At 32.4% G+C, this 25,179-nt stretch carries 25 protein-coding genes; 19 read left to right on the top strand and 6 right to left on the bottom strand.

Translation table 11 applies throughout. From position 1 onward, the window contains the following. Nucleotides 1–2: 2 nt before the first annotated feature. Nucleotides 3–380 (bottom strand): CD225/dispanin family protein, encoded by a 378-nt coding sequence (locus B3J26_RS02955; RefSeq protein ID WP_125349135.1) that lies wholly within the window; start codon nt 378–380, stop codon nt 3–5. Nucleotides 381–451: 71 nt separating this feature from the next. Further along, on the bottom strand, nt 452–1,816 hold the full coding sequence (radA, locus tag B3J26_RS02950) for a DNA repair protein RadA (protein ID WP_125349136.1): 1,365 nt from the start codon (nt 1,814–1,816) through the stop codon (nt 452–454). A gap of 198 nt (nt 1,817–2,014) precedes the next feature. Between radA and B3J26_RS02945 the strand changes: the two genes are divergently transcribed. Genes B3J26_RS02945 through B3J26_RS02935 form a run of 3 tightly spaced genes read left to right on the top strand, consistent with a single transcriptional unit; the run spans nt 2,015 to nt 4,374 of the window. Beyond that, complete coding sequence (locus B3J26_RS02945; protein ID WP_291073167.1) at nt 2,015–2,824, top strand: hypothetical protein; 810 nt, start codon at nt 2,015–2,017, stop codon at nt 2,822–2,824. Continuing rightward, entirely contained in the window at nt 2,817–3,605 is a 789-nt protein-coding gene (locus B3J26_RS02940; protein WP_291073165.1) for a hypothetical protein, read from the top strand. The genes B3J26_RS02945 and B3J26_RS02940 overlap by 8 nt, the downstream gene beginning before the upstream one ends. Next, complete coding sequence (locus B3J26_RS02935) at nt 3,598–4,374, top strand: hypothetical protein (protein ID WP_291073163.1); 777 nt, start codon at nt 3,598–3,600, stop codon at nt 4,372–4,374. The genes B3J26_RS02940 and B3J26_RS02935 overlap by 8 nt, the downstream gene beginning before the upstream one ends. A 157-nt stretch (nt 4,375–4,531) precedes the next feature. Here B3J26_RS02935 and B3J26_RS02930 read toward each other — a convergent pair whose 3' ends face one another. The 3 genes from B3J26_RS02930 to panC form a co-directional block, all read right to left on the bottom strand. Beyond that, nucleotides 4,532–5,551 carry a lysylphosphatidylglycerol synthase transmembrane domain-containing protein gene (locus B3J26_RS02930; protein WP_280045926.1) on the bottom strand — a complete coding sequence of 340 codons (1,020 nt, stop codon included), beginning with the start codon at nt 5,549–5,551 and terminating at the stop codon, nt 4,532–4,534. A 23-nt stretch (nt 5,552–5,574) separates the two neighbouring features. Beyond that, the gene (panD, locus tag B3J26_RS02925) at nt 5,575–5,922 is read right to left on the bottom strand and encodes an aspartate 1-decarboxylase (protein ID WP_038336011.1); all 348 of its coding nucleotides are present in this window, start codon (nt 5,920–5,922) and stop codon (nt 5,575–5,577) included. An 85-nt stretch (nt 5,923–6,007) separates the two neighbouring features. Beyond that, complete coding sequence (panC, locus tag B3J26_RS02920; protein WP_291073161.1) at nt 6,008–6,850, bottom strand: pantoate--beta-alanine ligase; 843 nt, start codon at nt 6,848–6,850, stop codon at nt 6,008–6,010. 118 nt (nt 6,851–6,968) lie between these two features. On the opposite strand from panC, the gene B3J26_RS02915 reads away from it, so the two are divergent. From B3J26_RS02915 to B3J26_RS02885, 7 genes are all read left to right on the top strand, one after another. Further along, nucleotides 6,969–7,781 (top strand): glycogen/starch synthase, encoded by an 813-nt coding sequence (locus tag B3J26_RS02915; protein WP_291066182.1) that lies wholly within the window; start codon nt 6,969–6,971, stop codon nt 7,779–7,781. A gap of 15 nt (nt 7,782–7,796) precedes the next feature. Then, complete coding sequence (locus B3J26_RS02910) at nt 7,797–9,407, top strand: DUF4270 family protein (RefSeq protein ID WP_291073158.1); 1,611 nt, start codon at nt 7,797–7,799, stop codon at nt 9,405–9,407. A 45-nt stretch (nt 9,408–9,452) separates the two neighbouring features. Further along, nucleotides 9,453–11,300: a glutamine--fructose-6-phosphate transaminase (isomerizing) gene (gene glmS / locus B3J26_RS02905; protein ID WP_291073156.1), complete on the top strand. Its 1,848-nt coding sequence runs from the start codon at nt 9,453–9,455 to the stop codon at nt 11,298–11,300. A gap of 104 nt (nt 11,301–11,404) precedes the next feature. Further along, nucleotides 11,405–11,992, top strand: coding sequence for a riboflavin synthase (locus B3J26_RS02900; protein ID WP_280049457.1), 588 nt, complete (start codon nt 11,405–11,407; stop codon nt 11,990–11,992). Nucleotides 11,993–11,994: 2 nt separating this feature from the next. Next, nucleotides 11,995–13,443 (top strand): sensor histidine kinase, encoded by a 1,449-nt coding sequence (locus tag B3J26_RS02895; RefSeq protein WP_291073154.1) that lies wholly within the window; start codon nt 11,995–11,997, stop codon nt 13,441–13,443. Then, on the top strand, nt 13,436–14,143 hold the full coding sequence (locus tag B3J26_RS02890; protein WP_291073153.1) for a tRNA1(Val) (adenine(37)-N6)-methyltransferase: 708 nt from the start codon (nt 13,436–13,438) through the stop codon (nt 14,141–14,143). Before B3J26_RS02895 ends, B3J26_RS02890 begins: the two co-directional genes overlap by 8 nt. A 1-nt stretch (nt 14,144) precedes the next feature. Then, a complete protein-coding gene (locus B3J26_RS02885) occupies nt 14,145–15,152 on the top strand; it encodes a class I SAM-dependent methyltransferase (RefSeq protein WP_188319451.1) in 1,008 nt (335 codons plus the stop codon). A 50-nt stretch (nt 15,153–15,202) separates the two neighbouring features. Here the strand turns inward: B3J26_RS02885 and pckA are convergent, their stop codons facing one another. Continuing rightward, nucleotides 15,203–16,774 carry a phosphoenolpyruvate carboxykinase (ATP) gene (gene pckA, locus B3J26_RS02880; RefSeq protein WP_291073152.1) on the bottom strand — a complete coding sequence of 524 codons (1,572 nt, stop codon included), beginning with the start codon at nt 16,772–16,774 and terminating at the stop codon, nt 15,203–15,205. A 228-nt stretch (nt 16,775–17,002) separates the two neighbouring features. Here pckA and B3J26_RS02875 point away from each other — a divergent pair, with 228 nt between their 5' ends. From B3J26_RS02875 to B3J26_RS02835, 9 genes are all read left to right on the top strand, one after another. Further along, a complete protein-coding gene (locus B3J26_RS02875) occupies nt 17,003–17,239 on the top strand; it encodes an acyl carrier protein (RefSeq protein ID WP_038336002.1) in 237 nt (78 codons plus the stop codon). A gap of 13 nt (nt 17,240–17,252) precedes the next feature. Continuing rightward, on the top strand, nt 17,253–18,506 hold the full coding sequence (gene fabF / locus B3J26_RS02870) for a beta-ketoacyl-ACP synthase II (protein ID WP_291073151.1): 1,254 nt from the start codon (nt 17,253–17,255) through the stop codon (nt 18,504–18,506). Continuing rightward, the gene (gene rnc, locus B3J26_RS02865) at nt 18,506–19,258 is read left to right on the top strand and encodes a ribonuclease III (RefSeq protein WP_291073150.1); all 753 of its coding nucleotides are present in this window, start codon (nt 18,506–18,508) and stop codon (nt 19,256–19,258) included. Before fabF ends, rnc begins: the two co-directional genes overlap by 1 nt. 4 nt (nt 19,259–19,262) lie before the next feature. Beyond that, nucleotides 19,263–19,721: an IPExxxVDY family protein gene (locus tag B3J26_RS02860; protein WP_291073149.1), complete on the top strand. Its 459-nt coding sequence runs from the start codon at nt 19,263–19,265 to the stop codon at nt 19,719–19,721. 32 nt (nt 19,722–19,753) lie between these two features. Then, on the top strand, nt 19,754–21,196 hold the full coding sequence (gene pyk / locus B3J26_RS02855) for a pyruvate kinase (RefSeq protein ID WP_291073148.1): 1,443 nt from the start codon (nt 19,754–19,756) through the stop codon (nt 21,194–21,196). A gap of 129 nt (nt 21,197–21,325) precedes the next feature. Next, complete coding sequence (locus B3J26_RS02850) at nt 21,326–22,318, top strand: mannose-1-phosphate guanylyltransferase (protein ID WP_291073147.1); 993 nt, start codon at nt 21,326–21,328, stop codon at nt 22,316–22,318. Nucleotides 22,319–22,419: 101 nt separating this feature from the next. Further along, nucleotides 22,420–22,839, top strand: coding sequence for an adenylyltransferase/cytidyltransferase family protein (locus B3J26_RS02845; RefSeq protein ID WP_114998507.1), 420 nt, complete (start codon nt 22,420–22,422; stop codon nt 22,837–22,839). After that, a complete protein-coding gene (locus B3J26_RS02840; protein ID WP_291073145.1) occupies nt 22,839–23,855 on the top strand; it encodes an NAD-dependent epimerase/dehydratase family protein in 1,017 nt (338 codons plus the stop codon). Before B3J26_RS02845 ends, B3J26_RS02840 begins: the two co-directional genes overlap by 1 nt. Further along, a complete protein-coding gene (locus tag B3J26_RS02835; RefSeq protein WP_291073143.1) occupies nt 23,855–25,177 on the top strand; it encodes a nucleotide sugar dehydrogenase in 1,323 nt (440 codons plus the stop codon). Before B3J26_RS02840 ends, B3J26_RS02835 begins: the two co-directional genes overlap by 1 nt. The last annotated feature ends 2 nt before the right edge of the window (nt 25,178–25,179 follow it).

Raw genomic sequence — 25,179 nt, 5'->3', positions numbered from 1 at the left:
GATTAATTTCCGTTAGAGCTTTCTAAAATACTTTTATATTGCTCCATATAAGCATCCATACCTCCTGTAATTAATATCACAACATTTATAATAACACCAATTACACCTAAGCCAATTGCAACGTAAGCTAATATTTTAGAATTTTTAGCTGCTTGTTCAGCTCCTGTAGAATCACCAATATTGTGTTTTGTATTCACTTGATTTGCAAAAACAATCGCGATAATACCCACAATAGTACCGATACAACAAGGAGAACAAAGACCTAAAATAGTTCCGATGATTGCTAAAACAAGGTTGTTTTCTGGTTTTGGTTTAATTTCTTCAAAAGAAGATTGTTGTGGTTGATTAAAATCTTGATTAGATTGGCTAGAATAATCCATAATAATGTTTTTTTAGTTTCGAATAAAAATAGAAAAAATGTTTAAATAAATTTAATAAAATATTTAATATTCTATTGAAATAACATTCGATATAAATCTTCTACTTTTGATATTCTGACGATTCTAATTCCAAAATCTGTATCTTTTATTTTATTGTATTTTGAAACAAAAATTGCATCAAAACCTAGTTTTTCAGCTTCTGTAATGCGTTGTTCAACACGATTCACTGCTCTTATTTCTCCACTTAAACCAACTTCTCCTGCAAAACAACAATTGTCTGGAACAGCAGAATCTTCGCTTGATGAAAGAATTGCTGCAATAACAGCTAAATCAATCGCAGGATCATCCACTCGAATTCCGCCTGTAATATTCAAGAAAACATCTTTCATATTCAATCGGAAACCAGCGCGTTTTTCTAAAACAGCCAGCAACATATTCAATCGCTTGGCATCAAAACCAGTCGCAGTACGTTGTGGAGTTCCATAAACAGCAGTAGAAACTAAAGCTTGAATTTCAATCAACATCGGGCGAACACCTTCCAAAGTTGCTGCAATTGCATTTCCGCTTAGTAATTCATCTTTTTTGGTAATTAATACTTCTGACGGATTTGTGACTTCACGCAAACCCGCTCCTTGCATTTCATAAATTCCGATTTCTGCAGTCGAGCCAAAACGGTTTTTGTTTGCACGTAAAATTCGGTAAATATGGTTGCGATCGCCTTCAAATTGCAACACAACATCTACCATATGTTCCAAAATTTTTGGTCCAGCAATTACACCTTCTTTCGTAATATGACCAATTAAAATAATCGGTGTGTTGGTTTCTTTTGCGTATTGAATCAGCTCAAAAGTTGTTTCTCGAATTTGCGAAATACTTCCTGGAGATGATTCTACATAAGTGGTTTGAAGCGTTTGTACAGAATCGACAACAATCAGTTGAGGTTGAATTTCTTTGGCATGCGCAAATATTTTTTGCGTATTAGTTTCGGGTAAAATAAAACATTGATCCGATTCAATTCCGATTCGTTCGGCACGAAGTTTTACTTGCGAAACAGATTCTTCTCCAGATACATATAAGATTTTAATCGTATCTAACTTTAAGGCAACTTGCAACATCAATGTCGATTTTCCAACACCAGGTTCTCCACCAACCAAAATCACTGATCCAGGAACAATTCCACCACCTAAAACTCGGTCTAATTCTTGGTTTTTCGTTGAAATTCTTATTTCTCCTAATGGATTTATTTCGCGAATATTCAGGGCAAACGTTTTCTCTTTTTTGTCCGATTTATCTTTCCACGATTTTTTTTCGTCGCCTTTGTCTACAATTTCTTCAACAATGGTATTCCATTCGCCACAACTTTTGCATTGTCCCATCCATTGCGCGGTTTGCGTGCCACAGTTTTGGCAGAAATATGTAGTTTTTGTTTTAGCCATAGTTTCAAATTTAGACAAAAATAATGTTTTATCGCGACAAGATATGGAGTTATAAGTGTGAAAAATTTTAATACAACAACTAAAAAACATTAATAATAATTTACTTTTTTAACAAATTATCAACTTTAGATAAAGTTGAGTTAAATATTGATTTTCAATCATTTTCTCGATTATTTTTAATCATGTTTTAAAATGCCAATGAAAAGAACTTTACTTCTTAGCTTTTTTTATATTTTTTGTATTTCTGCCAATGCACAATCGACTTTAATTTCGGGGAAAATTATGGTAGATAATGCGGATGAAATCGTTAATCTTGATGATTTTGTAATCGAAAATTTAACGTCAAATGCACGAACAAAATCAAATGAAAAAGGTCTTTTTTCGATTCGAGTTCAGCCAAACGATGTTTTACTTTTTAAACAAATTGGAATTGAAGAACGTCAGCTTAAGATTTCTGAATCAATGATTAGAAAAGGTTTTATAGACGTTCATCTAAATGTTGAAGTGATAGAATTATCCGAAACGAAAATAAAACCGCTTAAAAAGAATTGGAAAGAAAATATTAGCAAAGAAGAAACGCAAAGCGAAAAAATCAATAAAAGTTTAGGTATTAATGAAGAATTTAAAAATGATATGGTGAAAGCCTATTTTGCTTCGGAATATCTTCGAAAATTAAGAGTTCCCATTCGTTATGAAAATGTGATGGGTTTGATAGAGCAATATTCGGACAAAGAAGTGCAGACGTATAAACATTTTCTGAAAAAGAAAAACCTTGATAAATATGATAAAATCATTCAGCTCAAAGATTATTTCACCGAATATTATTTTGAGCATGATTTGAAAATTCCAAAAGGAAATATTCTTGATTTTATTCATTATTGCTTTGTTGAGTTTAAGTTAGAACCACTTTTAAAAGCAAATAATTATGATAAAATCACTTTAATTTTCGAAGAACAAGCACCAAATTATCTTTCTACTATCAACCAAAAAACAATCGAACATGAGTAAATTTTTATTCTTTTTATTAATCATTTCATCAAGTTATCTTCAAGCACAAAGCACTTTAATTACAGGAAAAATTATTGTGGATGATGCAGAAGAAGTTATTGATTTGGAAGGAACTTCGATTGAAAATTTAACGACTAAAGTTAGAACCAAAGCAAATAATGTTGGCTTATTTTCGATAAATGTGAACTTGAATGATGAATTGATAATCAAACATACGGGAATTGAAGAAAGAAGATTGAAAGTTTCGGAAACTATGATTACAAAAGGTTTTGTGACGATTCATGTAAATATTGAAGTGATTGAATTGAAAGAAGCGAATATCTCGAAATTAGATAAAAATTCGCTCAAAAATTTGGGAAAAGAAAAATCATTTCAAGAAAAATTGAATGATGAAGCGGGTTTTACTTCTCTAGAATTTAAAGCGGAACTGAATCTTAAACATGATGAAGAAAGAGTCAATAGAACGATTAAACAGGTTGGAGGAGTTAATCTAAAAGGGGTATTTGATTTGTTCAAAAACCCAAAAAAACGAATGAAAAATCCAGGTCCAATAAAAGTTGTGAAAGAAGATCAATTATCGGCGTTGCATAAATTTTTTACGACATATTATTTTGTGAATGATTTGAAAATTCCAGAAGGAAAAATAAACGAGTTTTTAGATTATTGTTATTCAAATTTTGATTTTCCGAAATTGTTGCGAGATAATAATTTTGATGAAATTCTTTTTATAATTGAAGAACAAGCGCCGATTTATTTAGCAAAAATGAAGAAAAATGAGTAGAATAAATTACATTATATTATTGAATTTGTTGAGCGTTTTTACATTTGCGCAAACAACCTTGATTACTGGAAAAGTAGTGATTGATGATGGTGTTGCTGGGCAAGATGCGGTAGACAATATTTTGGTGACAAACGAATCGACGAATGCGAAAACGTTTACAAATGCGAGCGGAATGTTTTCAATTAAAGCTTCTGTGGGAGATGAATTGGTGATTACACATGATTTTTATATCGAACGAAAAATCAAAATTACATCGGATATTTTAGTAAAAGGAATGCTGACGATTCATTTGAATATTGAAACGATTGAACTAGCTGAAGCGCGAATTAATACATTAGATATAAATTTTAAGAATAACATCAAGTTAGAACACGGAAAAGTAGATGAATTGTATGATAATTTGAATTTGGGTTTTGATCCAAATTTGCGTTTCCGAAAGATAAATCCTAACATGACTTCTACAATTAATAATAATGGATTGTTGGATCCGTCGAATTGGATAGCAACTATTTCTGGACAAAAGAAGAAAGATAAAAAACAAAATGAATATTTCAAAAAGGTAGATAAAATCATAGATTTAGAGAATTATTTCACCATAAATTATTTCATCGAAACATTGAATATTCCCGAAAATAAAGTCACCGATTATGTGCGATATTGTTATGCGAATTTTGAATTAGAAAAACTTGTAAAAGAAAATAAATACGATAAAATCACAGAAATTTTAGAGGAACAAGCGCCTAAATATTTGGAAATGATAAAGAAATAAAATGTATATTTAATAAAACTTATTAGCTATGGAAGTACTTTTTGTATTGTTTGTTAATATTATTTTCTTTCTAATTATGAAAATAAGTTATAGAATAAATCCTTGGGAAATCAATAAAATGGTAAAGCTTTGGAATCGTAGTTTTGGAGGTATGTGATTATTGTGTAGAATCTCGTCGAATTCGTGCGATTTTGTAAATAGCAATCAATCCAAAACTAATCATCGATACAATTTGAGCTATATAAAGAATTAACCCAAAATAATCGCCAATAGCTCGTCCTTCGTGCTGATCTCCGCCTTTTGCTAAATAAACGGCCGAAAATGCAATCGACATAATATACGGATAAGCCAAACCTCCCGAAACAGGCAAAATCATTCCCAAAGATCCTGCAATCAATAGAAATAAACCTTCTGGTATACCAAAATTTTTGGTGTCTGGAAAAGCAAAGAAAACAAGGAAAGTCATTAGGAAATAACAAATCCAAAGTGCGAAAGAATAAAAGATGAATAAGCCTCTTTTTTCTAATTTCGAGATTGATTTTATACCTTCCCAAAGTCCAAATAGAAAGGTTTTGATTTTTTCAAAAAACTTTAATTGACTAATTTTTTTCCAGAAAATAGCGATTAATCCAATTCCTAAAACAAGAACTCCAATTGTGATGTAGTATTTTAAGAAAGAAGGTTCTGCTGTTGGTTGATGTGCTTTTTCTTTGTTTCCTAATTCTACAAATTTGATGAATGTTTCATAATTGAAAATAAGTGTTAAACCGAAAAATAATCCCAAAAATAAAACGTCAATTACACGCTCTAAAACTACTGTTCCGAAAGATTTCTCAAACGGGACTTTTTCCATTTTATAGAAACTTGTTGCACGAGCCACTTCGCCACTTCGAGGAATGGTCAAATTCATAAAATATGCAAATGCAATTGCCCAAAAACCAGATGAGGTTTGTGTGTTGTAGCCCATTGGCTTTAGAAGAAGATTCCAACGAGCGGCGCGTATCCAATACGTGAGAATACTGATTGCCATAGATGCAAAAATCCAAAAATAATTGGTTTGTTTTAAAACTTTTGCAACTCGTTCGAAATCAATTTGCTTCACTGTTACCACGACAAAAAATACGGCTAACAATGAAGCAGTGATTAAGAAGAGCGATTGTTTGATCTTACTCTTCATATAAATTATTGAAAATTAATTTCTTAATCTAAACGATTGTTCTCGTTAGGGAAAACAATTGTTGGTTCGTATGTTTTGGCTTCCTCAAACTCCATCATCGCATACGTAATGATGATAACTGTGTCACCAACTTGTACTTTACGCGCTGCAGGTCCATTCAGACAGATTTCGCCACTTCCACGTTTACCTTTTATAATATAAGTTTCAAATCGTTCGCCATTCTCTTGTACCACGATTTGTACTTTCTGACCCACAACCATATTGGCAGCATCTATCAAATCTTCGTCGATTGTAATACTTCCGATGTAGTTTAATTTTGCGTCTGTTACCTTAACTCTATGTATCTTAGAGTGAAAAACTTCTACCATCATAATCTTGCAAAGTTACACTGAACTTATAAATTTCAAAACCTGTTTCAATATTTTTCTATTGATTTGAGAAATTTATTATATTTAATTAAAACTGAATATTATCGATTAAACGTACATCACCTGCATAGGCAACGACAAATCCACGAATATTATAGGCCTCAGAAAAATGTTCGATAGACAACAAGGTTTCTTCATCTGTTATTTCAAAATATTCTAATTCGAAGGGTGAATTTTTGAATTCATTTTCGACGAAAGCTTTTACTTCAGCAACATCTTTTCCTTCATTTTTTAGCGTTACAGCTTGCGATAAAATTGAATAAATTTGAGGGGCATCCGAAGTTTGTTGCGTTGATAAACGTGCATTTCTTGAACTAAATGCTAAACCAGAATCTGCTCTATGAATTGGCATTGGAACAATTTCGACATCTAAATTTTCTTGTTTTACCATTTCTTGAATGATACGAATTTGCTGAAAATCTTTCTCTCCAAAATATGCTCTTGTTGGTTGAACTGCTTTGAATAATTTGCAAACAATTGTGGCAACTCCATCAAAATGTCCAGGGCGAGAAGCGCCTTCCATCACTTGGTCTATTGTGCCAAAATCGTAATGTTTTGCACCTTCATTTGCATCATATAAATCCTCAACAGTAGGCATATAGACAAAATCACATCCATTTTTCATTAACAATTCTTTATCATTTTCCTCAGTTCGAGGATATTTTGCTAAATCTTCTGCATTATTAAATTGTGTCGGATTGACAAAAATGCTGACGATTGTGTAGTCGTTTTGAGCTTTAGAAGCTTTGACTAAAGACATGTGACCTTCGTGTAAAGCGCCCATTGTAGGGATAAAGCCAATGGTTTTGTTTTGGTTTTTTAACTCGACGATTGCGGGAGTTAATTTTTCCTTTTCGTTAAATATAACCATAACATTGATTTGTTAAAAAAAAACTAATATCTCGCAAAGCTACTATAAGCAAATAATATATCAACATTTTTTTGTAAATTTGTGCCTTATTATTCATTAGGAAAAGAGAGTAGAAATTATGGAAGGAAAGCGCATATTGTATGTAACAACAGAAATGGTACCTTACTTTCCTGAAAATCCGATGTCTTCACAAGCATTAGATTTGCCAAAAATCATGCAAAGTAGTGGCGCAGATGTAAGAATCTTTATGCCAAGATTTGGAGCAATTAACGAAAGAAGACACCAATTACACGAAGTAATACGACTTTCAGGTATGAACATGATTATTAATGATTTGGATCAACCATTAATCATTAAAGTCGCTTCTGTTCCAGGAGAAAGACTACAAGTGTATTTTATTGATAACGAAGAATATTTCAAACGTAAAGAAGTTTATGGAGAAGATAATGGATTATTTTCTGATAACGACGAGCGTTCTATTTTCTTCGCAAAAGGAGTTTTAGAGACAGTAAAAAAATTAAACTGGAAACCAGATGTTGTTCACGTAATGGGTTGGATGTCTAGTTTAGTACCATTGTATCTAAAAAAATATTATTCTGACGATCCTTTCTTTCAAGATGCGAAAGTTGTTGTTTCTTTATTTGACAACGGATTTGAAGGAGAATTAGATAACGAATTAGTTAAAAAATTAGCTTTTGATAAGGTAGAAGCTGATGTACAAACATATTTAGAAAAACCTACACATTTGGGTATGATTCAAGCTTCTTTACAATATGCAGATGCAGTTGCGAAAGGGGAAGAGATTATTCCAGAAGATGTGAAAAACTATATCAACCAACAAAATATTCCTCTATTAGACTATTGTTCTAAAGAGCAAGCAAAAGAAGTTTACAACAACTTCTATCTTGAGGAAGTAATGAACTCTAATTAAAATCTGTTTAGATTAATGAAAAAATTTTTGAATGTCCTTTCTGTGTCTGTTGCAATGATGATTGGAATGGGAGCAATTGTTTCGTGTGAGAATGAAACATTAGGATTAGATAACAATGTGATTAGAGGTGAGGCAGAAGGAAATGTAAAATCCTTAGATGTTATTGCTTTTAATGCAAATTTTGATACGCTTCGTACAGATAAATTTGTACTTCAAAATGGAGCTTTTGGTGTGTACAACGAACCAATTTTTGGTTCTACATCCTCTAAGTTTTATACACAAATTAGACCTTCGTCTATTGGTGATCAGGATTTTGGAACAGAACCTAAAGTAGATTCTGTGAATTTGGTAATTCCAGTTTATTACAACACGACTAAAGATCCAATTTCTAAAGATACAATCAATCTTTCTAAACCAGGAGAGAAACCAAAAGATACAGATACAATCCAAATTACAACAAAGTATGCAGTAGATTCTTTGTATGGTAATAAGGATTTGACAATGACGTTGAAAATTAAAGACATTAATACGGTTTTATACAAAGACACAAAATATTTTTCAACATTAAGTGGACTTGAGACGCCAATTTCTGTTAATTCGAGAGTAATTGGAAAAGCTACAATCGGAAAAACAGTAACAGGAAAAGTTGTTAAACAAAAAACTGGAACTTCTAATATTTCTGAGGTTGTTCCTGGTTACAAAGTTTCTTTAGATCCAGATTATTTTGACGAAAAAATTATTAAAAATGCTAAAACAGGATTACTTTCTGATTACGCAACATTTATTCGTGAAAATATCAAAGGTTTAGAGTTTTCTGTTGAAGAATCGAATGGATTTATTGTCAATTTTAATCCAAACAAGATTGACTTAAATATGTATTATTCATATAAAAATCCAACTGCAAAAACAGATTCAGACACAAGTTACAAAGAACGTTTGAGTGGAACTTATGCATTTGATATGACAAATCAATGGAATTCAGGTACTGCAAATAATGCAAATATTATTGCTTCTCAAATTGTGAATAATACAGTAGGTTCTCTTTATTCTACAATCAAACCTGATGAAGTGAATGGTGATGCAAGATTGTATTTAAGCGGAATGAGTGGAAATTATGCAAAATTAAAATTCAATCAAACTCAATTGGATGAATTAAAATCTGAGATGACAAAAAGTAATATTGTGATTCTTGGTGCAAAATTAAAATTCTATATTGATGGTTCTACAGGTTTTCCAAAACCTCCTTATTTAGTGGCTTGGAATAATTACAAAAAAGATGATAAAGTTGTAAATGAATTGTATGCAGACGTTTTAGAATTCTATAATGCATATCCGACATCAGTACACTTTAATCCTATTGTAAAAGGAGATACGGATTACTATACAATTGATATCACAAAACATCTAAAAAGCATGTTAGAGAAAGGAAATGAGTTTAAAGATCAAACGATGTTTATTACAATGGGTAATTTTATAACATCTGTTAGTTATGCAACAACTATTAATAGTACAAATCCTTATCAAAATAATAGAGCTTATAATCCATACAGAATTGTTTTACATGGAAATAATTCGGAAGTAGCGGATAAAAAATTGAAATTATTGGTATATTACTCTCAAAAATAGGGCGTATTATATTTAACGAATTTAACTAAAATACTATAAAATATTATGTGTGGAATTGTAGGATATATTGGACATCGCGAAGCGTACCCAATTATTATTAATGGACTAAAAAGACTAGAGTATCGAGGATATGATAGTGCAGGATTAGTTCTTTCTACTGGTACCGATTTTGAATTGGTAAAAACAAAAGGAAAAGTTTCTGATTTAGAAGATAAATCAGAAAATTTAGATAAAACACCTCATTTAGGAATTGGGCATACACGTTGGGCAACACATGGTGTGCCAAATGATGTAAACTCTCATCCACATATGTCTAATAATGGACGTTTGGTATTGGTTCATAACGGAATTATTGAAAATTATGAATCAATCAAACAATTATTAAAAGACAAAGGGTACGTTTTTCATAGTGATACAGATACAGAAGTTTTAGTAAACTTTATTCAATTGTTTCAAGAAGAACAAAATTTAAACTTAACTGACGCAGTTCGTTTAGCTTTGAATGAAGTGATTGGGGCTTATGCGATAGCTGTTTTAGATAAAGAAGAAGCAAATACAATTGTTGTAGGTCGTTTAGGTTCTCCATTAGCAATTGGTATTGGAGAGAACGAATTTTTCGTTGCTTCTGATGCTTCTCCGTTTATCGAGTTTACAAAAGATGCGGTTTATTTGGAAGATGGTGACATGGCCACAATTACTTTAGATAAAGAAGTTGATGTACGTACAATCCATAACAATGAAGCAGTTTCTTTAGATGTTCAAGAGTTACAATTAAATATTGAAGCGATTGAAAAAGGTGGTTATGAGCATTTCATGTTAAAAGAAATCAACGAACAACCTCGTTCTATTCGTGATACAATGCGTGGACGTTTATTAGTAGACGAAGGTATTATTAAAATGGCTGGTATTTGGGATTATCAAGAAAAATTCTTGAATGCAAAACGTATCATCATTGTTGCTTGTGGAACTTCTTATCACGCAGGTTTGGTTGCAGAATACATGATTGAAGATTTCGCTCGTATTCCTGTAGAAGTTGAATATGCATCAGAATTCCGTTACCGTAATCCAATCATCAATAAACACGATGTGGTTATTGCAATTTCTCAATCAGGAGAAACGGCTGATACATTGGCGGCGCTTAAATTAGCAAAAGAAAAAGGAGCATTCATTTTTGGAATCAACAATGTTGTGGGTTCTTCTATTGCTCGTATTACAGATGCTGGTGCTTATACGCATGCAGGACCAGAAATTGGTGTTGCATCAACAAAAGCATTTACGGCTCAGTTAACAATTTTAGCATTGATTGCCTTAAAATTAGGAAAACAAAACGGTGAATTATCAACAGAGAAATTTACATTGTTAACACGTGAATTAGAGCGTATTCCAGATTTAGTTCAACAAATTTTAGACAACTGTGAAGGTGTTGTTGATCAAATTGCAGAAAAATACAAAGATAACAGAAATGCAATTTACTTAGGACGTGGATACAACTATCCTTCGGCTTTAGAAGGAGCATTAAAATTGAAAGAAATTTCATATATCCATGCAGAAGGTTATCCAGCAGCAGAAATGAAGCACGGACCAATTGCCTTATTGGACGAAAATATGCCAGTTATTGTTATTGCAACGAAAAAAGGTTATTACGAAAAAGTAGTTTCTAATATTCAAGAAATTAAATCACGTAGTGCTAAAGTAATTGCAATTGTGAATGATGGTGATGATCAAGTAACTGCTATGGCAGATGATTACGTAGTAATTCCAGAAACAGCAGAAGAATTCTCTCCAATCCTAACAGCTATTCCATTACAATTATTATCGTACTGGATTGCCGTTAAATTAGGTAAGAATGTAGATCAGCCTCGTAACTTGGCAAAATCAGTTACTGTAGAGTAAAAAATTATTACAGCGTTTATATAATTAAGGGATGATGTTTTAAAATCATCCCTTTTTCATTTTATAAGTTTAAATTAATTATTAATTTCACAAAAAATAACATCATGTTTACAGGAATAGTAGAGGGAGTAGGAAAGCTTATTAAAGCGGAAAAAGATCAATCTAATTTACATTTATGGATTGAGGCTGATTTTTGTGAGGAATTAAAAATTGATCAAAGTGTTGCACATAATGGAGTTTGTTTAACGGTTGTTGATTTCAAAGATGGGCTTTATAAAGTTACTGCTATAGAGGAAACTTTGCGAAAAACAAATTTTAACACATTAAAAAACGGAGATTTAATTAATTTAGAACGATGTTTGCAATACAATGGTCGTATCGATGGTCACATTGTGCAAGGACATGTAGATCAAACCGGAAAAGTTGTTTCGATAGAAAACCAAAATGGTAGCTTTTTTGTTACTGTAGAATATGATGAAGTATCGTCTGGAAATGTTACAGTAGAAAAAGGTTCGATTTGTCTTAACGGAATTAGTTTAACAGTTGTAGACAGTAAAGTTGGACAGTTTTCGGTTGCAATTATTCCATATACTTGGGAGTTTACAAACCTTAATCAAGTGAAAGTGGGCGATACAATGAATTTAGAATTTGATATCTTAGGAAAATACGTCAAAAGATTATTCCAACAATAAAAATGATTAGAAAAAAAAATAACCTATCGCTACCCGTTCGTATTATCATTTATATGGTAACGATTTTGTTATTTACAGCAGGTGCTATCTTGCTGATTACTGCCAATCATTTCAATGAACAAACTAAACAATATCACGAAGATATTCTCAAACGAAAAGTTAGAGCGGTAGAGTCTGCGATAGATTACGAAATGGATAATTATCCTGGAATTGCAACCAAAGATAATATTCACGAGATTTTAGAAGATGGTTTTCTTCGCATCGGTGATATCAATAAAACCGATATTGTAATTTATGATTTACGTGGTAATAAAATTTTAACCACACAGCCGGTTTCAACGACTTATAATGTTTTGCCTCAAAAAATATTAGACAAACTACAAAAGTCAAATGATTTTATTGTAACGAATAAAGATACCGCTGATGATAACAATCTTTATTCGTCTTATAGTCATATCAAAAATTATTACAATGAAAACATTGCTATTCTCTGTCTACCTTATCAATCTAACCAAGATTTTTTACAACAAGACATGTTTACCTTAATTGGGAGTTATGGATTAGCTTTTGGTGTTATTCTTTTATTCGGAACATTTGCGGTCTATTTTGTTACTAAACGTACATTGAATAAACTTTGGTCGTTTGCAGATCGTATTCGTGAAACAGAAGTTATTGCGAACAATATGCCTATTCGCTATGATGGTAACGATGAAATAAAAGTTCTGGTCGACTCCTATAATGATATGTTGTACCGATTGCGGGAACAATCAGATTTATTAGCTAAGCAAGAACGTGAAGAAGCATGGCGAGATTTTGCGAAACAAGTTGCGCATGAAGTCAAGAATCCATTAACACCAATGCGATTAATGCTACAGAATTATATGCGAAAATTTGATGTAAATGATCCAGATCTTGAAGAAAAGACGATGCGAACAACTACTATTTTATTGCAACAAATTGATACCATCTCTGCGATTGCTGAAGCTTTTTCAGATTTTGCTAAAATGCCTTCTCGTAAAGATGCAAAAATTGATGTGGTAGACGTCATAAAAAATGCGCTATATGTTTTTCCATTGGAGTTTATCGAATTTAATTATTCTCCCAACATCATCATGATGACTTTTGATAAACAATATTTGAATCGAATTATCACCAATATTACAAAGAATGCGTTTCAATCTATTCCGAAATCTCGTATTGCGAAAGTTAAAGTAGATGTGTTTTTAGTGGATGGTTTTTTGCATATAACCATTCAAGATAACGGGAATGGAATTCCTGTCGAATCACAAGATTCTATTTTTGTTCCAAAGTTTACAACAAAGAATAGTGGAATGGGAATTGGTTTGCCAATGGTGAAAAAAATTATTGACGATTATGATGGAACAATTCGTTTCGAAACTGAAATTTCTGTTGGTACAACATTCTACATTTTGATTCCTTGCAATGAATAGAAAACCTTTTCGATTCAAACAATTCGAAATTTTTCAAGACAAAACCGCAATGAAAGTAGGCACAGATGGTGTTTTACTTGGTGCATGGGCTACTTTAAAAAGTGGAAATACTATTTTAGATATTGGTACAGGAACTGGATTACTTTCGTTGATGTTAGCGCAACGTTTTCCTCATTCTATGATTGATGCAATAGAAATTGATAACGATGCTTTTTTACAAGCAAAAGAAAATTACGAGAATGCACCTTTTTCAGATCGATTAACCATTTTTAATTCATCGCTTCAAGATTATTCAACCAATAAAAAATATGATTTGATTGTCAGTAATCCACCTTTTTTTGTGGTGAATGATACGGTTGATTTTGACGCGCGTAAACAAGCACGGCAGCAAGAAACATTGACTTTTGAAGAATTAATCAAAAAAACTGCTGAATTACTACACAAAGACGGATTAGCGAGTTTTATAATTCCATACGATCAAATGGGTGCTTTTTGTAAAATTGCTTCGCAAAACAACTTAAAACGATCAAAAACAGTCTATGTAAAAGGAAATGCAACTACTGCAACCAAACGTGTTTTATTAGAATTTAGTTTTCATGACAAGAAATGCCTTGAAAATGAGTTAATCATCGAAGTCGAACGTCATCAATATACCGAAGATTACATTAATTTAACAAAAGAATTTTATTTGAAAATGTAATATGAATGCTTATCAACAATATCAAAATACTTTTTGTTCAGAAGAAATAAAATCAGTAGTAAAATTAATAAATCAGATTAATTTTAAGGATTTAGGAATTAATGAATATAATATAGATTATATCGAAAATATGCAACCTACGTTATTTTATTACTTTCAAATGTTTGATTATTCTTTGCAAAAACTGATCAATTTTGCACCTATTAAAGGTGAATACATTGTTGACTTTGGTGGTGGTCATGGTTTTTTAAGTCTGTATTTAAAACAAAAAGGATTTAAAGTGATTTATTGCGATTTTAATCCGAGTTCTGTTTCAACAATTCAGAAAATAAGTCAAAAAATAGGTTTTGGTCCCGATTATTATATTGAAGGATCTTATCAAGAATTGTTACAATTTATCAAGGATAGAAATATCAAAGTAGATTATTTGATTTCGACAGATACAATAGAACATATTCATGATTTGGATGAAATGTTTAATTATTTCAGTCAGCTTAATTCTTCAATAAAAATGTTATTTACAACAGCTTCTAATCCTAAAAATTTCATTAAAGCGAAAAGATTAAGAAAATTAATGGAGAAAGATGAAATTGAAGAGTACTGTCCAAAGAGAAAGGAATATCTAAAGAAAATAGGTCCAGAATTAACAGAAAAGGAATTAGAATTATTAGCAACTAAATCTCGTGGTTTGCGTTATGTGGACTTGATTGATTTTTTGGAATATTACCGACAAAACCAAGCTGTGATGCAGGTTGATGTTGATCAATATAATTGTTGTGAACCCGATTTTGGTAGTTGGATGGAACGTATATTACCATTGTCTGATTACCATCAATTGGCAAAAAAATATAATTTTAGCTGTACGATAGAAAACGGTTTTTATTGCGATGTTGATAAAAAAGGCTTTAAGAAAAAAGTGGTTTCTTTAGTTAATTTCAGCGCTTTAAAAACGAGTCAATTAGGGTTGATTTTATCTCCGTTTATAACATTAAAGTTTGCTCCAAAATAAAATTCTGGATTACAATTGCAATCCAGAATTTATATGATTTAATTTTAATCTTAAATTGTTGGTCCTCCAGCTAATAAATCAGCATTCGCAAATTCTTCGAACTTTTTGAAGTTTTCTTTGAATTTAGCTGCCAATACTTTCGCATTTTCTTCATACGCTTCTTCTGTTGCAAATGAAGTTGCAGGATTTAATTTTTCTGATGAAACACCATCTATTGCAACTGGAACTTCAAATCCGAAGTATGGATCCTTTTTAAACGCTGCGTTATCCAAATCTCCATTTAATGCTGCATTGATAACTGCACGTGTATCTTTTAAAGACATACGTTCTTTTTTACCATTCCAACCTGTGTTGATTAACCAAACATTTACACCAGTTTTTTCAACTTTATCGCTCAACATTTCAGCATATTTAGTTGGGTGTAACGGCATAAATGGCGCACCAAAACATGTAGAGAATGTAGTTTGAGGCTCTGTAACACCAGCTTCTGTACCAGCAACTTTAGATGTATATCCTGAGATAAATAAGTAAGCCGCTTGATCTGGGTTTAATTTTGCAATTGGAGGGAAAACTCCGTAAGCATCAAACGATAAGAAGAAAATATTTTTAGGATTTTTTCCTACAGATGGAACTGCAATATTTTCGATATAATCAATTGGATAAGAAACACGTGTATTTTCTGTGATAGATGTATCTGTAAAATCAACCTCGTTAGTACCTGGAATTAATTTACAGTTTTCTAATAAAGCTCCGTCTTTGATCGCTGCAAAAATTTCTGGTTCACCTTCTGGAGATAAGTTGATAACTTTTGCGTAACAACCACCTTCAAAATTGAAAACTGTATTGTCTTCTGTCCATCCGTGTTCATCATCACCAATTAAACGTCTGTTTTTGTCTGCCGATAAAGTTGTTTTTCCTGTACCAGATAATCCAAAGAACATTGCTGTATCTCCGTTTTCACCTGAGTTAGCAGAACAGTGCATTGGTAAAGTATTTCTAAATACGGGCATGATGAAGTTCAAGGCAGAAAAAATACCTTTTTTCATTTCTCCTGTATAACCAGTTCCACCGTTTAAAACGATTTTACGTTTAAAATTTAAGATAGAGAAATTGTGTTGTCTTGTTCCATCTTCATTAGCGTCTGCAACAAAAGTTGGCGCATTGATAATTGTCCATTCAGCATCACCAAAGTTTTTTAATTCTTCTTCCGTTGGACGAATAAACATGTTATAGATAAATAAATTAGCAGCAGGAGTTTCTGTAATTGCTCTAATTTTTGTTTTGTATGCATCGTCAGCACAAGCAAAAGCATCACGTACATAAATTTCGCGGTTGCTTAAATGCTCAACAACTTTATCATACAAAGCGTCAAATTTATCAGAATCGAAAGGAATATTGATGTTTCCATCCCACCAAACGTTGTCTGCTGTAATATCATCTTTTACAATAAAACGGTCTTTAGGAGAACGTCCTGTAAATTCTCCGGTCAACATATTTACTGCTCCAGAAGATGTAATTTCTCCTTGTCCTAGCTCTACCATTTTCTCCGTAAGCTCTTCAGGAGATAATTGATAGTTAATTTTGGAATTTTTTATTCCGTAAGATGCCAATTCTATGCTCATTTTTGTGATTTTTATAGTATTTTAAAATATTAAAGGTAAAAACTTTGCACAAAGTTACAATAAAAAGAAGCGTGAAAAATTTGACTTATATCATTCACTTAAACGTTTTCGTGCATATTTATTCACCATATATTTCCAAGTTCTTATGCGTGCATATAAAAAAAAGCTTGTATTTAATATAAGTTTTATATTTTTGCACTAGTTTACAACAATTAAAATTAGAAAATTATGTCTGACATTACATCAAGAGTGAAAGCGATTATCGTAGATAAATTAGGAGTTGACGAAAGCGAAGTTACGCTAGAAGCAAGTTTCACTAACGATTTAGGAGCTGATTCATTAGACACAGTAGAATTAATCATGGAATTCGAAAAAGAATTTGATATCCAAATTCCAGACGATCAAGCAGAAAAAATTTCAACTGTAGGTCAAGCTGTAACATACATCGAAGACTTAAACAAGTAATAGTTCCTATTTTATGGAATTAAAAAGAGTAGTAGTAACAGGTTTAGGCGCGCTAACACCAATCGGAAATTCATACCAAGAATACTGGAATGGATTAGTGAATGGTGTAAGTGGCGCTGCGCCTATTACGCTTTTTGACGCAACTCTTTTTAAGACACAATTTGCTTGTGAGATCAAAAACTTCAATATCGAAGATCATTTTGATCGTAAAGAGGCAAGAAAAATTGACCGTTGTGCCCAATTGGGAATTATTGCAGCTAGAGAGGCAATAAAACACAGTGGAATCTTAGAAGATACAAATGTAAACAAAGAGCGTATCGGCGTTATATGGGGATCTGGTATCGGTGGAATTAAAACTTTTGAAGAAGAAGTTTCGAATTACGCGACAGGAAATGGAACACCACGTTTCAATCCTTTCTTTATCCCTAAGATGATTGCAGATATCACGCCTGGTCATATTTCAATGGAATTCGGTCTTATGGGACCTAATTATACAACTGTTTCGGCATGTGCCTCTTCTACAAACGCAATTATTGATGCTTACATGTTATTAAGACTTGGAAAAGCTGATGCAATTGTTGCAGGAGGGTCAGAAGCTGCAATTACAGCTGCAAGTATTGGAGGTTTCAATGCATTACATGCGTTATCTACACGAAATGATGATCCACAAACTGCTTCTCGTCCATTCGACAAAGACCGCGACGGTTTTGTAATGGGAGAAGGAGCTGGAAGTATTATTTTAGAAGAATACGAACATGCAATTGCACGTGGAGCTACAATCTATGCAGAATTAGTAGGAACAGGAATGACAGCAGATGCTCACCATATTACAGCACCACATCCAGAAGGATTAGGCGCACTTAATGTGATGAGAGAGGCTTTATTAGATGCCAATATCAGTGTAGAAGATGTAGATCATATTAATATGCACGGTACATCGACTGGATTAGGAGATATTGCAGAATCTAAAGCAATTCAAAAATTATTTGGAGAACATGCTTATAATATTCAAATCAATTCAACAAAATCTATGACTGGTCACTTATTAGGTGGTGCAGGGATTATTGAAGCGATTTCGGCTATTGGAGCAATCAATAACAGTATCGTTCCACCAACAATTAATCATTTTACGGATGATGAAAATCTTGATCCGAAAATCGATTATACATTTAACAAAGCAAAAGAGAAAAATGTAGATTATGCATTGAGTAATACTTTTGGTTTCGGTGGTCACAATGCTTGTGTGATATTTAAGAAGTATAAGTAATGTCTTTCTTAAAAAAATTATTTTCTTTTAAAAATCATCGTGATGATTCAAATTCATCTGATCCTTTTTTGAAATTTTTGAAGTCGATTTTGGGTTATACTCCTCGCAATGTTGAGGTTTTTAAAGAAGCATTTACCCACAGATCTGCACAGAAAAAAGATGAAAATGGAAACAGTATAAACTTTGAAAGATTAGAGTTTTTAGGAGATGCATTACTTGGTGCTTCTGCAGCAATGTACTTATACCACAAAGCGCCCGATCAACAAGAAGGTTATTTGACAAAAATGCGCTCTAAAATTGTTTCGCGTAAACAATTGAATGCCGTTTCCAAACAACTTGGCTTGTTAGATTATTTGGATCCAATGAACAATCACAACAATTTGGGTGAAGATGTAAATGGTGATATCTTGGAAGCTTTGGTTGGTGCAATTTATGTTGATGGAGGCATAGATGCTGTACAAAAATTTATTCAAGTCAAAATTATTGACCCTTATGCGGATTTAGATCGTTTGGAACACACGATTACAAGTCACAAATCGTTGATTTTGGAATGGAGTCAAAAAACGAGAAATACGATAAGATTCAATACATTTGAGGAGCAAAATGCAGAAGATTTGCAGGTTTTTGTATCAGTTATCCGTCTCAATGATAAAGTCATCTCGAAAGGGAGAGGAACTTCTAAAAAGAAAGCGGAAGAAAGTGCAGCAAAACGTGCCTACTATTCGCTACAAAAGAAAATAGAAAAAGTTTAGAAACATGGCAGAATTACTGTTATATGATGATTGGATAGATTTTCATCTCATAGGCGTAAATTCTAGTTTTAACACTTCTACACAATTTATTTTCCATCTCAACTCTACTTTTGATACGCGTTTTGAGCGTATTCACGATTTGGATATTCTGTTAGATGAGCATACTTATTTTTTCGAAACCTATCAATGGTTAGACGAAGCAAATAAAATAGATTATCATATCATTAAAAATACTCCAAATCAATCTGATTTTAAAAAAAATGAAGTAGATTTATCAAATCTTTTCAAAGGGAGCGTTATTCTTGTGCCAAATTACAAGGATTGCAACTATGTAGTAAAAATCTCTGGTTGGGAAGATGAACTACAATATCTTCAACTACCATTTGTAGAAAAAGATTTTATAAAAACGATCAAAAAAATAGATATCGATTTGATTAGCAATGCAGATCAATTGGTTTTCTAACAAAATATTGTGCATAAAAAAAGGGAAAAATTATGATTTACGATAGACAATATCTTAAAAAGACAAAAATTGTCGCGACTCTAGGTCCGGCAACAGAAAGTCCAGAGATTTTATTAGAAATGATGAGAAAAGGAACAGATGTGTTCCGTATCAACTTTTCGCACGCAGATTATGCGGATGTGAAACGTAAGATTGAAACAATTCATCAATTAAATAACGATCATGGCTACAATACAGCAATTTTAGCAGATTTACAAGGTCCTAAATTGCGTATTGGAAAAATGGAACACGAAGATTTTATCATCAATCCAGGAGATATTTTAACTTTCACAAACGAAGATGTTGTAGGAACGAAAGAAAAAGTTTTTATGACGTACAAAAAGTTTGCGCAAGATGTGCAAGTGGGAGAAAATATTTTGATTGATGACGGAAAATTAATCTTCAAAGTAATCGAGACAAACGGAACAGATACTGTAAAAGCAGAAACGATTCAAGGTGGTCCATTACGTTCTAAAAAAGGAGTTAACTTACCAAATACAAATATTTCTTTACCAGCTTTAACAGAAAAAGATAAAGAAGATGCAAAATTCGCAATCGAAAATCGTGTAGATTGGTTTGCATTATCTTTCGTTCGTTCTGGACAAGATGTAAAAGATTTATCAGAATTTATCAAAGAACATGGAACAGTAAAAATTCCAATTATCTCTAAAATTGAAAAACCTGAAGCATTAGAAAATATCGATGATATTTTAGAATTTTCGGATGGATTAATGGTTGCTCGTGGAGATTTAGGAGTTGAGGTTCCGTTTGAAATCGTTCCAAAAGCGCAAAAACAATTAATTGACAAAGCGAAATTAGCGCGTAAACCAGTTATTGTTGCAACACAAATGATGGAAACTATGATTTCGAGTTTAACACCAACTCGTGCGGAAGTTTCTGACGTTGCAAATGCAGTTTTTGATGGAGCAGATGCAGTAATGTTATCTGGAGAAACTTCTGTAGGACAATATCCTGTACAAGTTATCGAGAAAATGACGAAGATTCTTCAAACTGTTGAAGATGATGATCACGTACATGTACCAGAACACAAACCAAAGATCAAAAACGAACGTTTCGTAACTGATATGGTTTGTTATAATGCAGCTAGAATGGCAGAAGATACAGGAGCGAAAGCAATTGCAACTTTAACGTATTCTGGTTATACAGCTTTCCAAATTTCTTCTCATCGTCCAAATTCATTTATTTTGGTTTTCAATCCAAGTAAACGTATTAACCGTATGTTGAATTTGTTATGGGGAGTAAAAGCTATCAATTACGATCCTCGCGATACATCTACGGATCAAACGGTAACTGAAGTAAATATCTTGGCGAAAAATGCAGGTTATGTAGAATATGGTGATTATATCATCAATCTGAATGCAATGCCAGCATTTGAGAAAGGAATTACCAATACACTACGTATTTCGATGATTTAATAAAATCAATACTAATACTTTAAAGCGTTCAATTTTGAACGCTTTTTTTGTATTTAAAAGAAAAATCATAATAGAATGCTATGATATAGTAGTTTTTAATAACTTTACAAGTTCGAATTAGAAGAATTTATGTGTATTTATAACGTGATATTATCTGGAGGAGTAGGAAGTCGTTTATGGCCACTTTCTCGTAAAAGTCATCCAAAACAATATTTACCTTTGTTTAATGAGCAATCATTATTTGAGTTAACGATTCAGCGCAATCGTCCTATAGCAGATAAGTTGATGGTCATAGGAAATAGGGATAACGATCATTTGAGTCAAGAAGCTTTAGATAAACTTGATGTTGAATACACAAAAATTGTAGAAGCTGTTCCACGTAATACTGCAGCGGCAATTGCATTTGCAGCTTTAGCAGTTGAGGATGATGATATTCTAATTGTGACACCTTCAGATCATTTGATCGAAGATATGGAAGCTTATCAAGACGCGATGAAAAAAGCGATTGCGTTAGCCGAAAAAGATTATATCGTCACATTTGGAGTGCATCCAACTCGTCCAGAAACAGGGTATGGTTATATCGAACACAAAGAAGACACTGTGTTATCGTTTCGCGAAAAACCCAATCATATTACGGCGCAAGATTTTATCGAGCAAGGTAATTTTTTGTGGAACAGTGGAATGTTTTGTTTCAAAGCACGTGTTTTATTGAAAGAACTAAAGAAATTTGAAAAAGAAATTTACGAAGCGTCTAAAATAGCATGGTCTGAAAATATCAACGGAGAATTGAACGAAGAACTTTCAATGAATATACCCTCTAATAGTATCGATTATGCAGTAATGGAGCGTAGTAAAAAGATAAAAGTAGTTCCAGCAAAATTTGTTTGGAATGATTTAGGTTCTTTCGAATCCTTGTATGATTATTTTGTGATGAATGGACATTATGTCGATCGTAATGGAAACATGGTGATTGGAACAGATGTTTATACTTCTTTTGTTGGTTTACAAAATACCATTTTTGTGAATACTTTGACAGCGAATTTAATTCTACAAAAAGAATATTCTCAGGAAGTAAAGAATGTTTATACGCATTTAGAAAAAAGAAATTCTGAATTAATTTAAATACTTAGCACTCGATTTGAGTGCTTTTTTTATGTCATAAAAGCTTACAATTAATTCAATATAAATCCTTAAATTTGTCGTTCCAACAATATTATTATAAAATGACAACGGGAATTACATTCGGTATATTTGACCTTCTTCATGCAGGTCATGTGATGATGCTCGAAGAAGCCAAAAGACAATGCGACTACTTAATTGTAGGGCTTAATACAGATCCTGCAAGTGTAGATCCTTCAAAAAATAGTCCTACGCAATCTATCGTAGAGCGTTATATTCAATTAGAAGGTTGTCGATATGTCGACGAAATTATTCCCTACGAAACCGAACAAGATTTGTTTGATATGTTAAGTGCTTTACCAATAAATGTTAGAGTTATTGGCGAAGAATATCGAAATATCGACTTTACAGGAAAACAATATTGTTTAGATAATAATATTCAAATTTACTACAACAAGCGTACACATCGCTTCTCTAGTTCTGGATTAAGAAAAGTAGTTGCGACTTCTGAAAAGGAGAAATAATGAAAACAGTATTAATAACTGGTGTAGCTGGTTTTATAGGTTACCATTTAGCTGAAAAATTAATCGAAAAAAATATCAAAGTTGTTGGAATTGATAATATTAACGATTATTACACTATTCAGTTAAAATATGATCGATTAAAAGAATTAGGAATCAATCAAGAATTTGCTTCAAATTTTGGTCAGAAAGTTCTTTCTTCTAAACACGAAGAAAAGATGATTTTTTATCGAATGAATTTAGAAGATAAAGAGTCATTGGCTCAACTTTTTAAAGAATATTCTTTTGATGTGGTTGTTAATATGGCAGCTCAGGCTGGTGTTCGTTATAGTATCGAAAATCCTGATGCCTATGGACAAAGTAATTTGGTTGGTTTTCTAAATATTTTAGAAAGTTGCCGAAATTATAACGTCAAAAAATTATTGTACGCAAGTAGTTCAAGTATTTACGGAAACTCTTCTGATGTTCCTTTTTCAATAGACCAAAATGTCGATCATCCAATTAGTTTATACGCTGCAACTAAAAAAGCAAACGAGCTAATGGCGCATGCATATAGCCATTTGTATGATTTCCAAACGATAGGTTTGCGCTTTTTTACCGTTTACGGACCTTGGGGACGACCAGATATGGCGATGTTTTTGTTTACAGACGCAATCTTAAATCATCAACCTTTAAAAGTCTTTAATCACGGCGATTTATCACGAGATTTTACGTACATTGACGATATTATTCAAGGAATTGATAAAATTCTTGAAGATAAAAATACAAACGAAAAATACCAATTATACAATATAGGAAATAGTAAACCTGTTCAATTAATGGATTTTATTAAAGAAGTTGAGCATTCTACAGGTGAAAAAGCTATTTTAGAAATGTATCCGATGCAAGCAGGAGATGTTAATCAAACATGGGCAGATGTCCAAGATTTGAAAGAAAAATTTGGCTATAACCCAAATTATCCTGTTAACAAAGGAGTGTATAACTTTGTACAATGGTACAGAAAATATTATAATAAATAATGAATCAACAACATAAAATAGCAGTTATCGGCTTAGGTTACGTAGGTTTACCTTTGGCGCGTTTATTTGCAACAAAATACCCTGTTGTTGGGTTTGATATCAATCAGAAACGTATTTCTGAATTAAATAATGGAATTGATTCAACTTTAGAAGTTGAAAATAATGTTCTACAAAATGTTTTATCAACACAAAATCCTTTTATTCAAGTAGAAAATGGATTGTTTTGTTCATCAGATATAACGGATATTAAAGATGCGACAATTTATGTGGTAACCGTTCCTACGCCAGTGGACAAAAATAATCGACCAGACTTGACTCCTTTGAAAAAAGCTTCGGAAACGGTAGGTAAAGTGTTGAAACCAAATGATATTGTTATTTATGAATCTACGGTTTATCCAGGTGTTACAGAAGAAGAATGTATTCCAGTATTGGAACATTCTTCGGGATTGAAGTTTAACCAAGATTTTTATGCGGGATATTCTCCAGAGCGAATTAATCCAGGCGATAAAAAACACACGGTTGAGAAAATTTTAAAAGTAACTTCAGGTTCAACGCCAGAAATTGGAAAAATTGTTGACGATTTATATCAATCCGTAATTGTCGCAGGGACGCATTTAGCACCGACAATCAAGGTTGCAGAAGCATCGAAAGTCATCGAAAATTCGCAACGTGATATCAATATTGCTTTTATTAACGAATTATCAAAGATTTTTTCATTGATGGATATTGATACCAATGACGTTTTAGAAGCAGCTGGAACAAAATGGAATTTTTTACCATTCAAACCAGGTTTGGTTGGAGGACATTGTATCGGTGTTGATCCATTTTATTTGGCTCAAAAAGCTCAAGAAATTGGATATTATTCTGAATTAATTTTAGCAGCAAGACGATTGAATGACTCGATGGGAGCCTTTGTAGCTTCTCAGGTTGTTAAATTGTTAATAAGTAACGATATTAAAGTAAAAGGAGCAAGAGTTCTAAATTTAGGAATTACCTTTAAAGAAAATTGCCCTGATATTCGTAATTCGAAAGCAATTGATGTGATTCATGCTTTAGAAGAATATGGAATAGAGGTGACAACGTTAGACCCTTGGGCTAACCCAGATGAGGTAAACCATGAATACGGAATAACTTTTTGTAATACATTGGATCAAGTTTTCCAGTTCACCAATTCACAAGTTCACCAATTCGACGCCATTATTCTAACAGTATCACACAATGAGTTTTTAAATCTTCAGTTAACGGATTATTTAAAAGAAAATGGAGTGATTTATGATGTAAAAGGGGCTTTGCCTAAAGAAGAAGTTGATAAACGACTATAAAA

Source organism: Empedobacter sp. UBA5987 (assembly GCF_002429865.1).
Classification (GTDB): domain Bacteria; phylum Bacteroidota; class Bacteroidia; order Flavobacteriales; family Weeksellaceae; genus Empedobacter; species Empedobacter falsenii_B.
The sequence above is the reverse complement of the archived record's forward strand: the minus strand, read 5'-3'. Positions and strand labels throughout refer to the sequence as shown.

Coding starts and splice junctions, on each gene's coding strand:
- B3J26_RS02860 (WP_291073149.1), top strand. CDS start 19,263: ATGGCAGAATTACTGTTATATGATGATTGGATAGATTTTCATCTCATA.
- pyk (WP_291073148.1), top strand. CDS start 19,754: ATGATTTACGATAGACAATATCTTAAAAAGACAAAAATTGTCGCGACT.
- B3J26_RS02840 (WP_291073145.1), top strand. CDS start 22,839: ATGAAAACAGTATTAATAACTGGTGTAGCTGGTTTTATAGGTTACCAT.
- B3J26_RS02930 (WP_280045926.1), bottom strand. CDS start 5,551: ATGAAGAGTAAGATCAAACAATCGCTCTTCTTAATCACTGCTTCATTG.
- B3J26_RS02915 (WP_291066182.1), top strand. CDS start 6,969: ATGGAAGGAAAGCGCATATTGTATGTAACAACAGAAATGGTACCTTAC.
- radA (WP_125349136.1), bottom strand. CDS start 1,816: ATGGCTAAAACAAAAACTACATATTTCTGCCAAAACTGTGGCACGCAA.
- B3J26_RS02885 (WP_188319451.1), top strand. CDS start 14,145: ATGAATGCTTATCAACAATATCAAAATACTTTTTGTTCAGAAGAAATA.
- B3J26_RS02900 (WP_280049457.1), top strand. CDS start 11,405: ATGTTTACAGGAATAGTAGAGGGAGTAGGAAAGCTTATTAAAGCGGAA.
- B3J26_RS02910 (WP_291073158.1), top strand. CDS start 7,797: ATGAAAAAATTTTTGAATGTCCTTTCTGTGTCTGTTGCAATGATGATT.
- B3J26_RS02940 (WP_291073165.1), top strand. CDS start 2,817: ATGAGTAAATTTTTATTCTTTTTATTAATCATTTCATCAAGTTATCTT.
- B3J26_RS02850 (WP_291073147.1), top strand. CDS start 21,326: ATGTGTATTTATAACGTGATATTATCTGGAGGAGTAGGAAGTCGTTTA.
- panD (WP_038336011.1), bottom strand. CDS start 5,922: ATGATGGTAGAAGTTTTTCACTCTAAGATACATAGAGTTAAGGTAACA.
- B3J26_RS02935 (WP_291073163.1), top strand. CDS start 3,598: ATGAGTAGAATAAATTACATTATATTATTGAATTTGTTGAGCGTTTTT.
- B3J26_RS02835 (WP_291073143.1), top strand. CDS start 23,855: ATGAATCAACAACATAAAATAGCAGTTATCGGCTTAGGTTACGTAGGT.
- B3J26_RS02875 (WP_038336002.1), top strand. CDS start 17,003: ATGTCTGACATTACATCAAGAGTGAAAGCGATTATCGTAGATAAATTA.
- B3J26_RS02895 (WP_291073154.1), top strand. CDS start 11,995: ATGATTAGAAAAAAAAATAACCTATCGCTACCCGTTCGTATTATCATT.
- fabF (WP_291073151.1), top strand. CDS start 17,253: ATGGAATTAAAAAGAGTAGTAGTAACAGGTTTAGGCGCGCTAACACCA.
- rnc (WP_291073150.1), top strand. CDS start 18,506: ATGTCTTTCTTAAAAAAATTATTTTCTTTTAAAAATCATCGTGATGAT.
- panC (WP_291073161.1), bottom strand. CDS start 6,850: ATGGTTATATTTAACGAAAAGGAAAAATTAACTCCCGCAATCGTCGAG.
- B3J26_RS02845 (WP_114998507.1), top strand. CDS start 22,420: ATGACAACGGGAATTACATTCGGTATATTTGACCTTCTTCATGCAGGT.
- glmS (WP_291073156.1), top strand. CDS start 9,453: ATGTGTGGAATTGTAGGATATATTGGACATCGCGAAGCGTACCCAATT.
- B3J26_RS02890 (WP_291073153.1), top strand. CDS start 13,436: ATGAATAGAAAACCTTTTCGATTCAAACAATTCGAAATTTTTCAAGAC.
- B3J26_RS02955 (WP_125349135.1), bottom strand. CDS start 380: ATGGATTATTCTAGCCAATCTAATCAAGATTTTAATCAACCACAACAA.
- pckA (WP_291073152.1), bottom strand. CDS start 16,774: ATGAGCATAGAATTGGCATCTTACGGAATAAAAAATTCCAAAATTAAC.
- B3J26_RS02945 (WP_291073167.1), top strand. CDS start 2,015: ATGAAAAGAACTTTACTTCTTAGCTTTTTTTATATTTTTTGTATTTCT.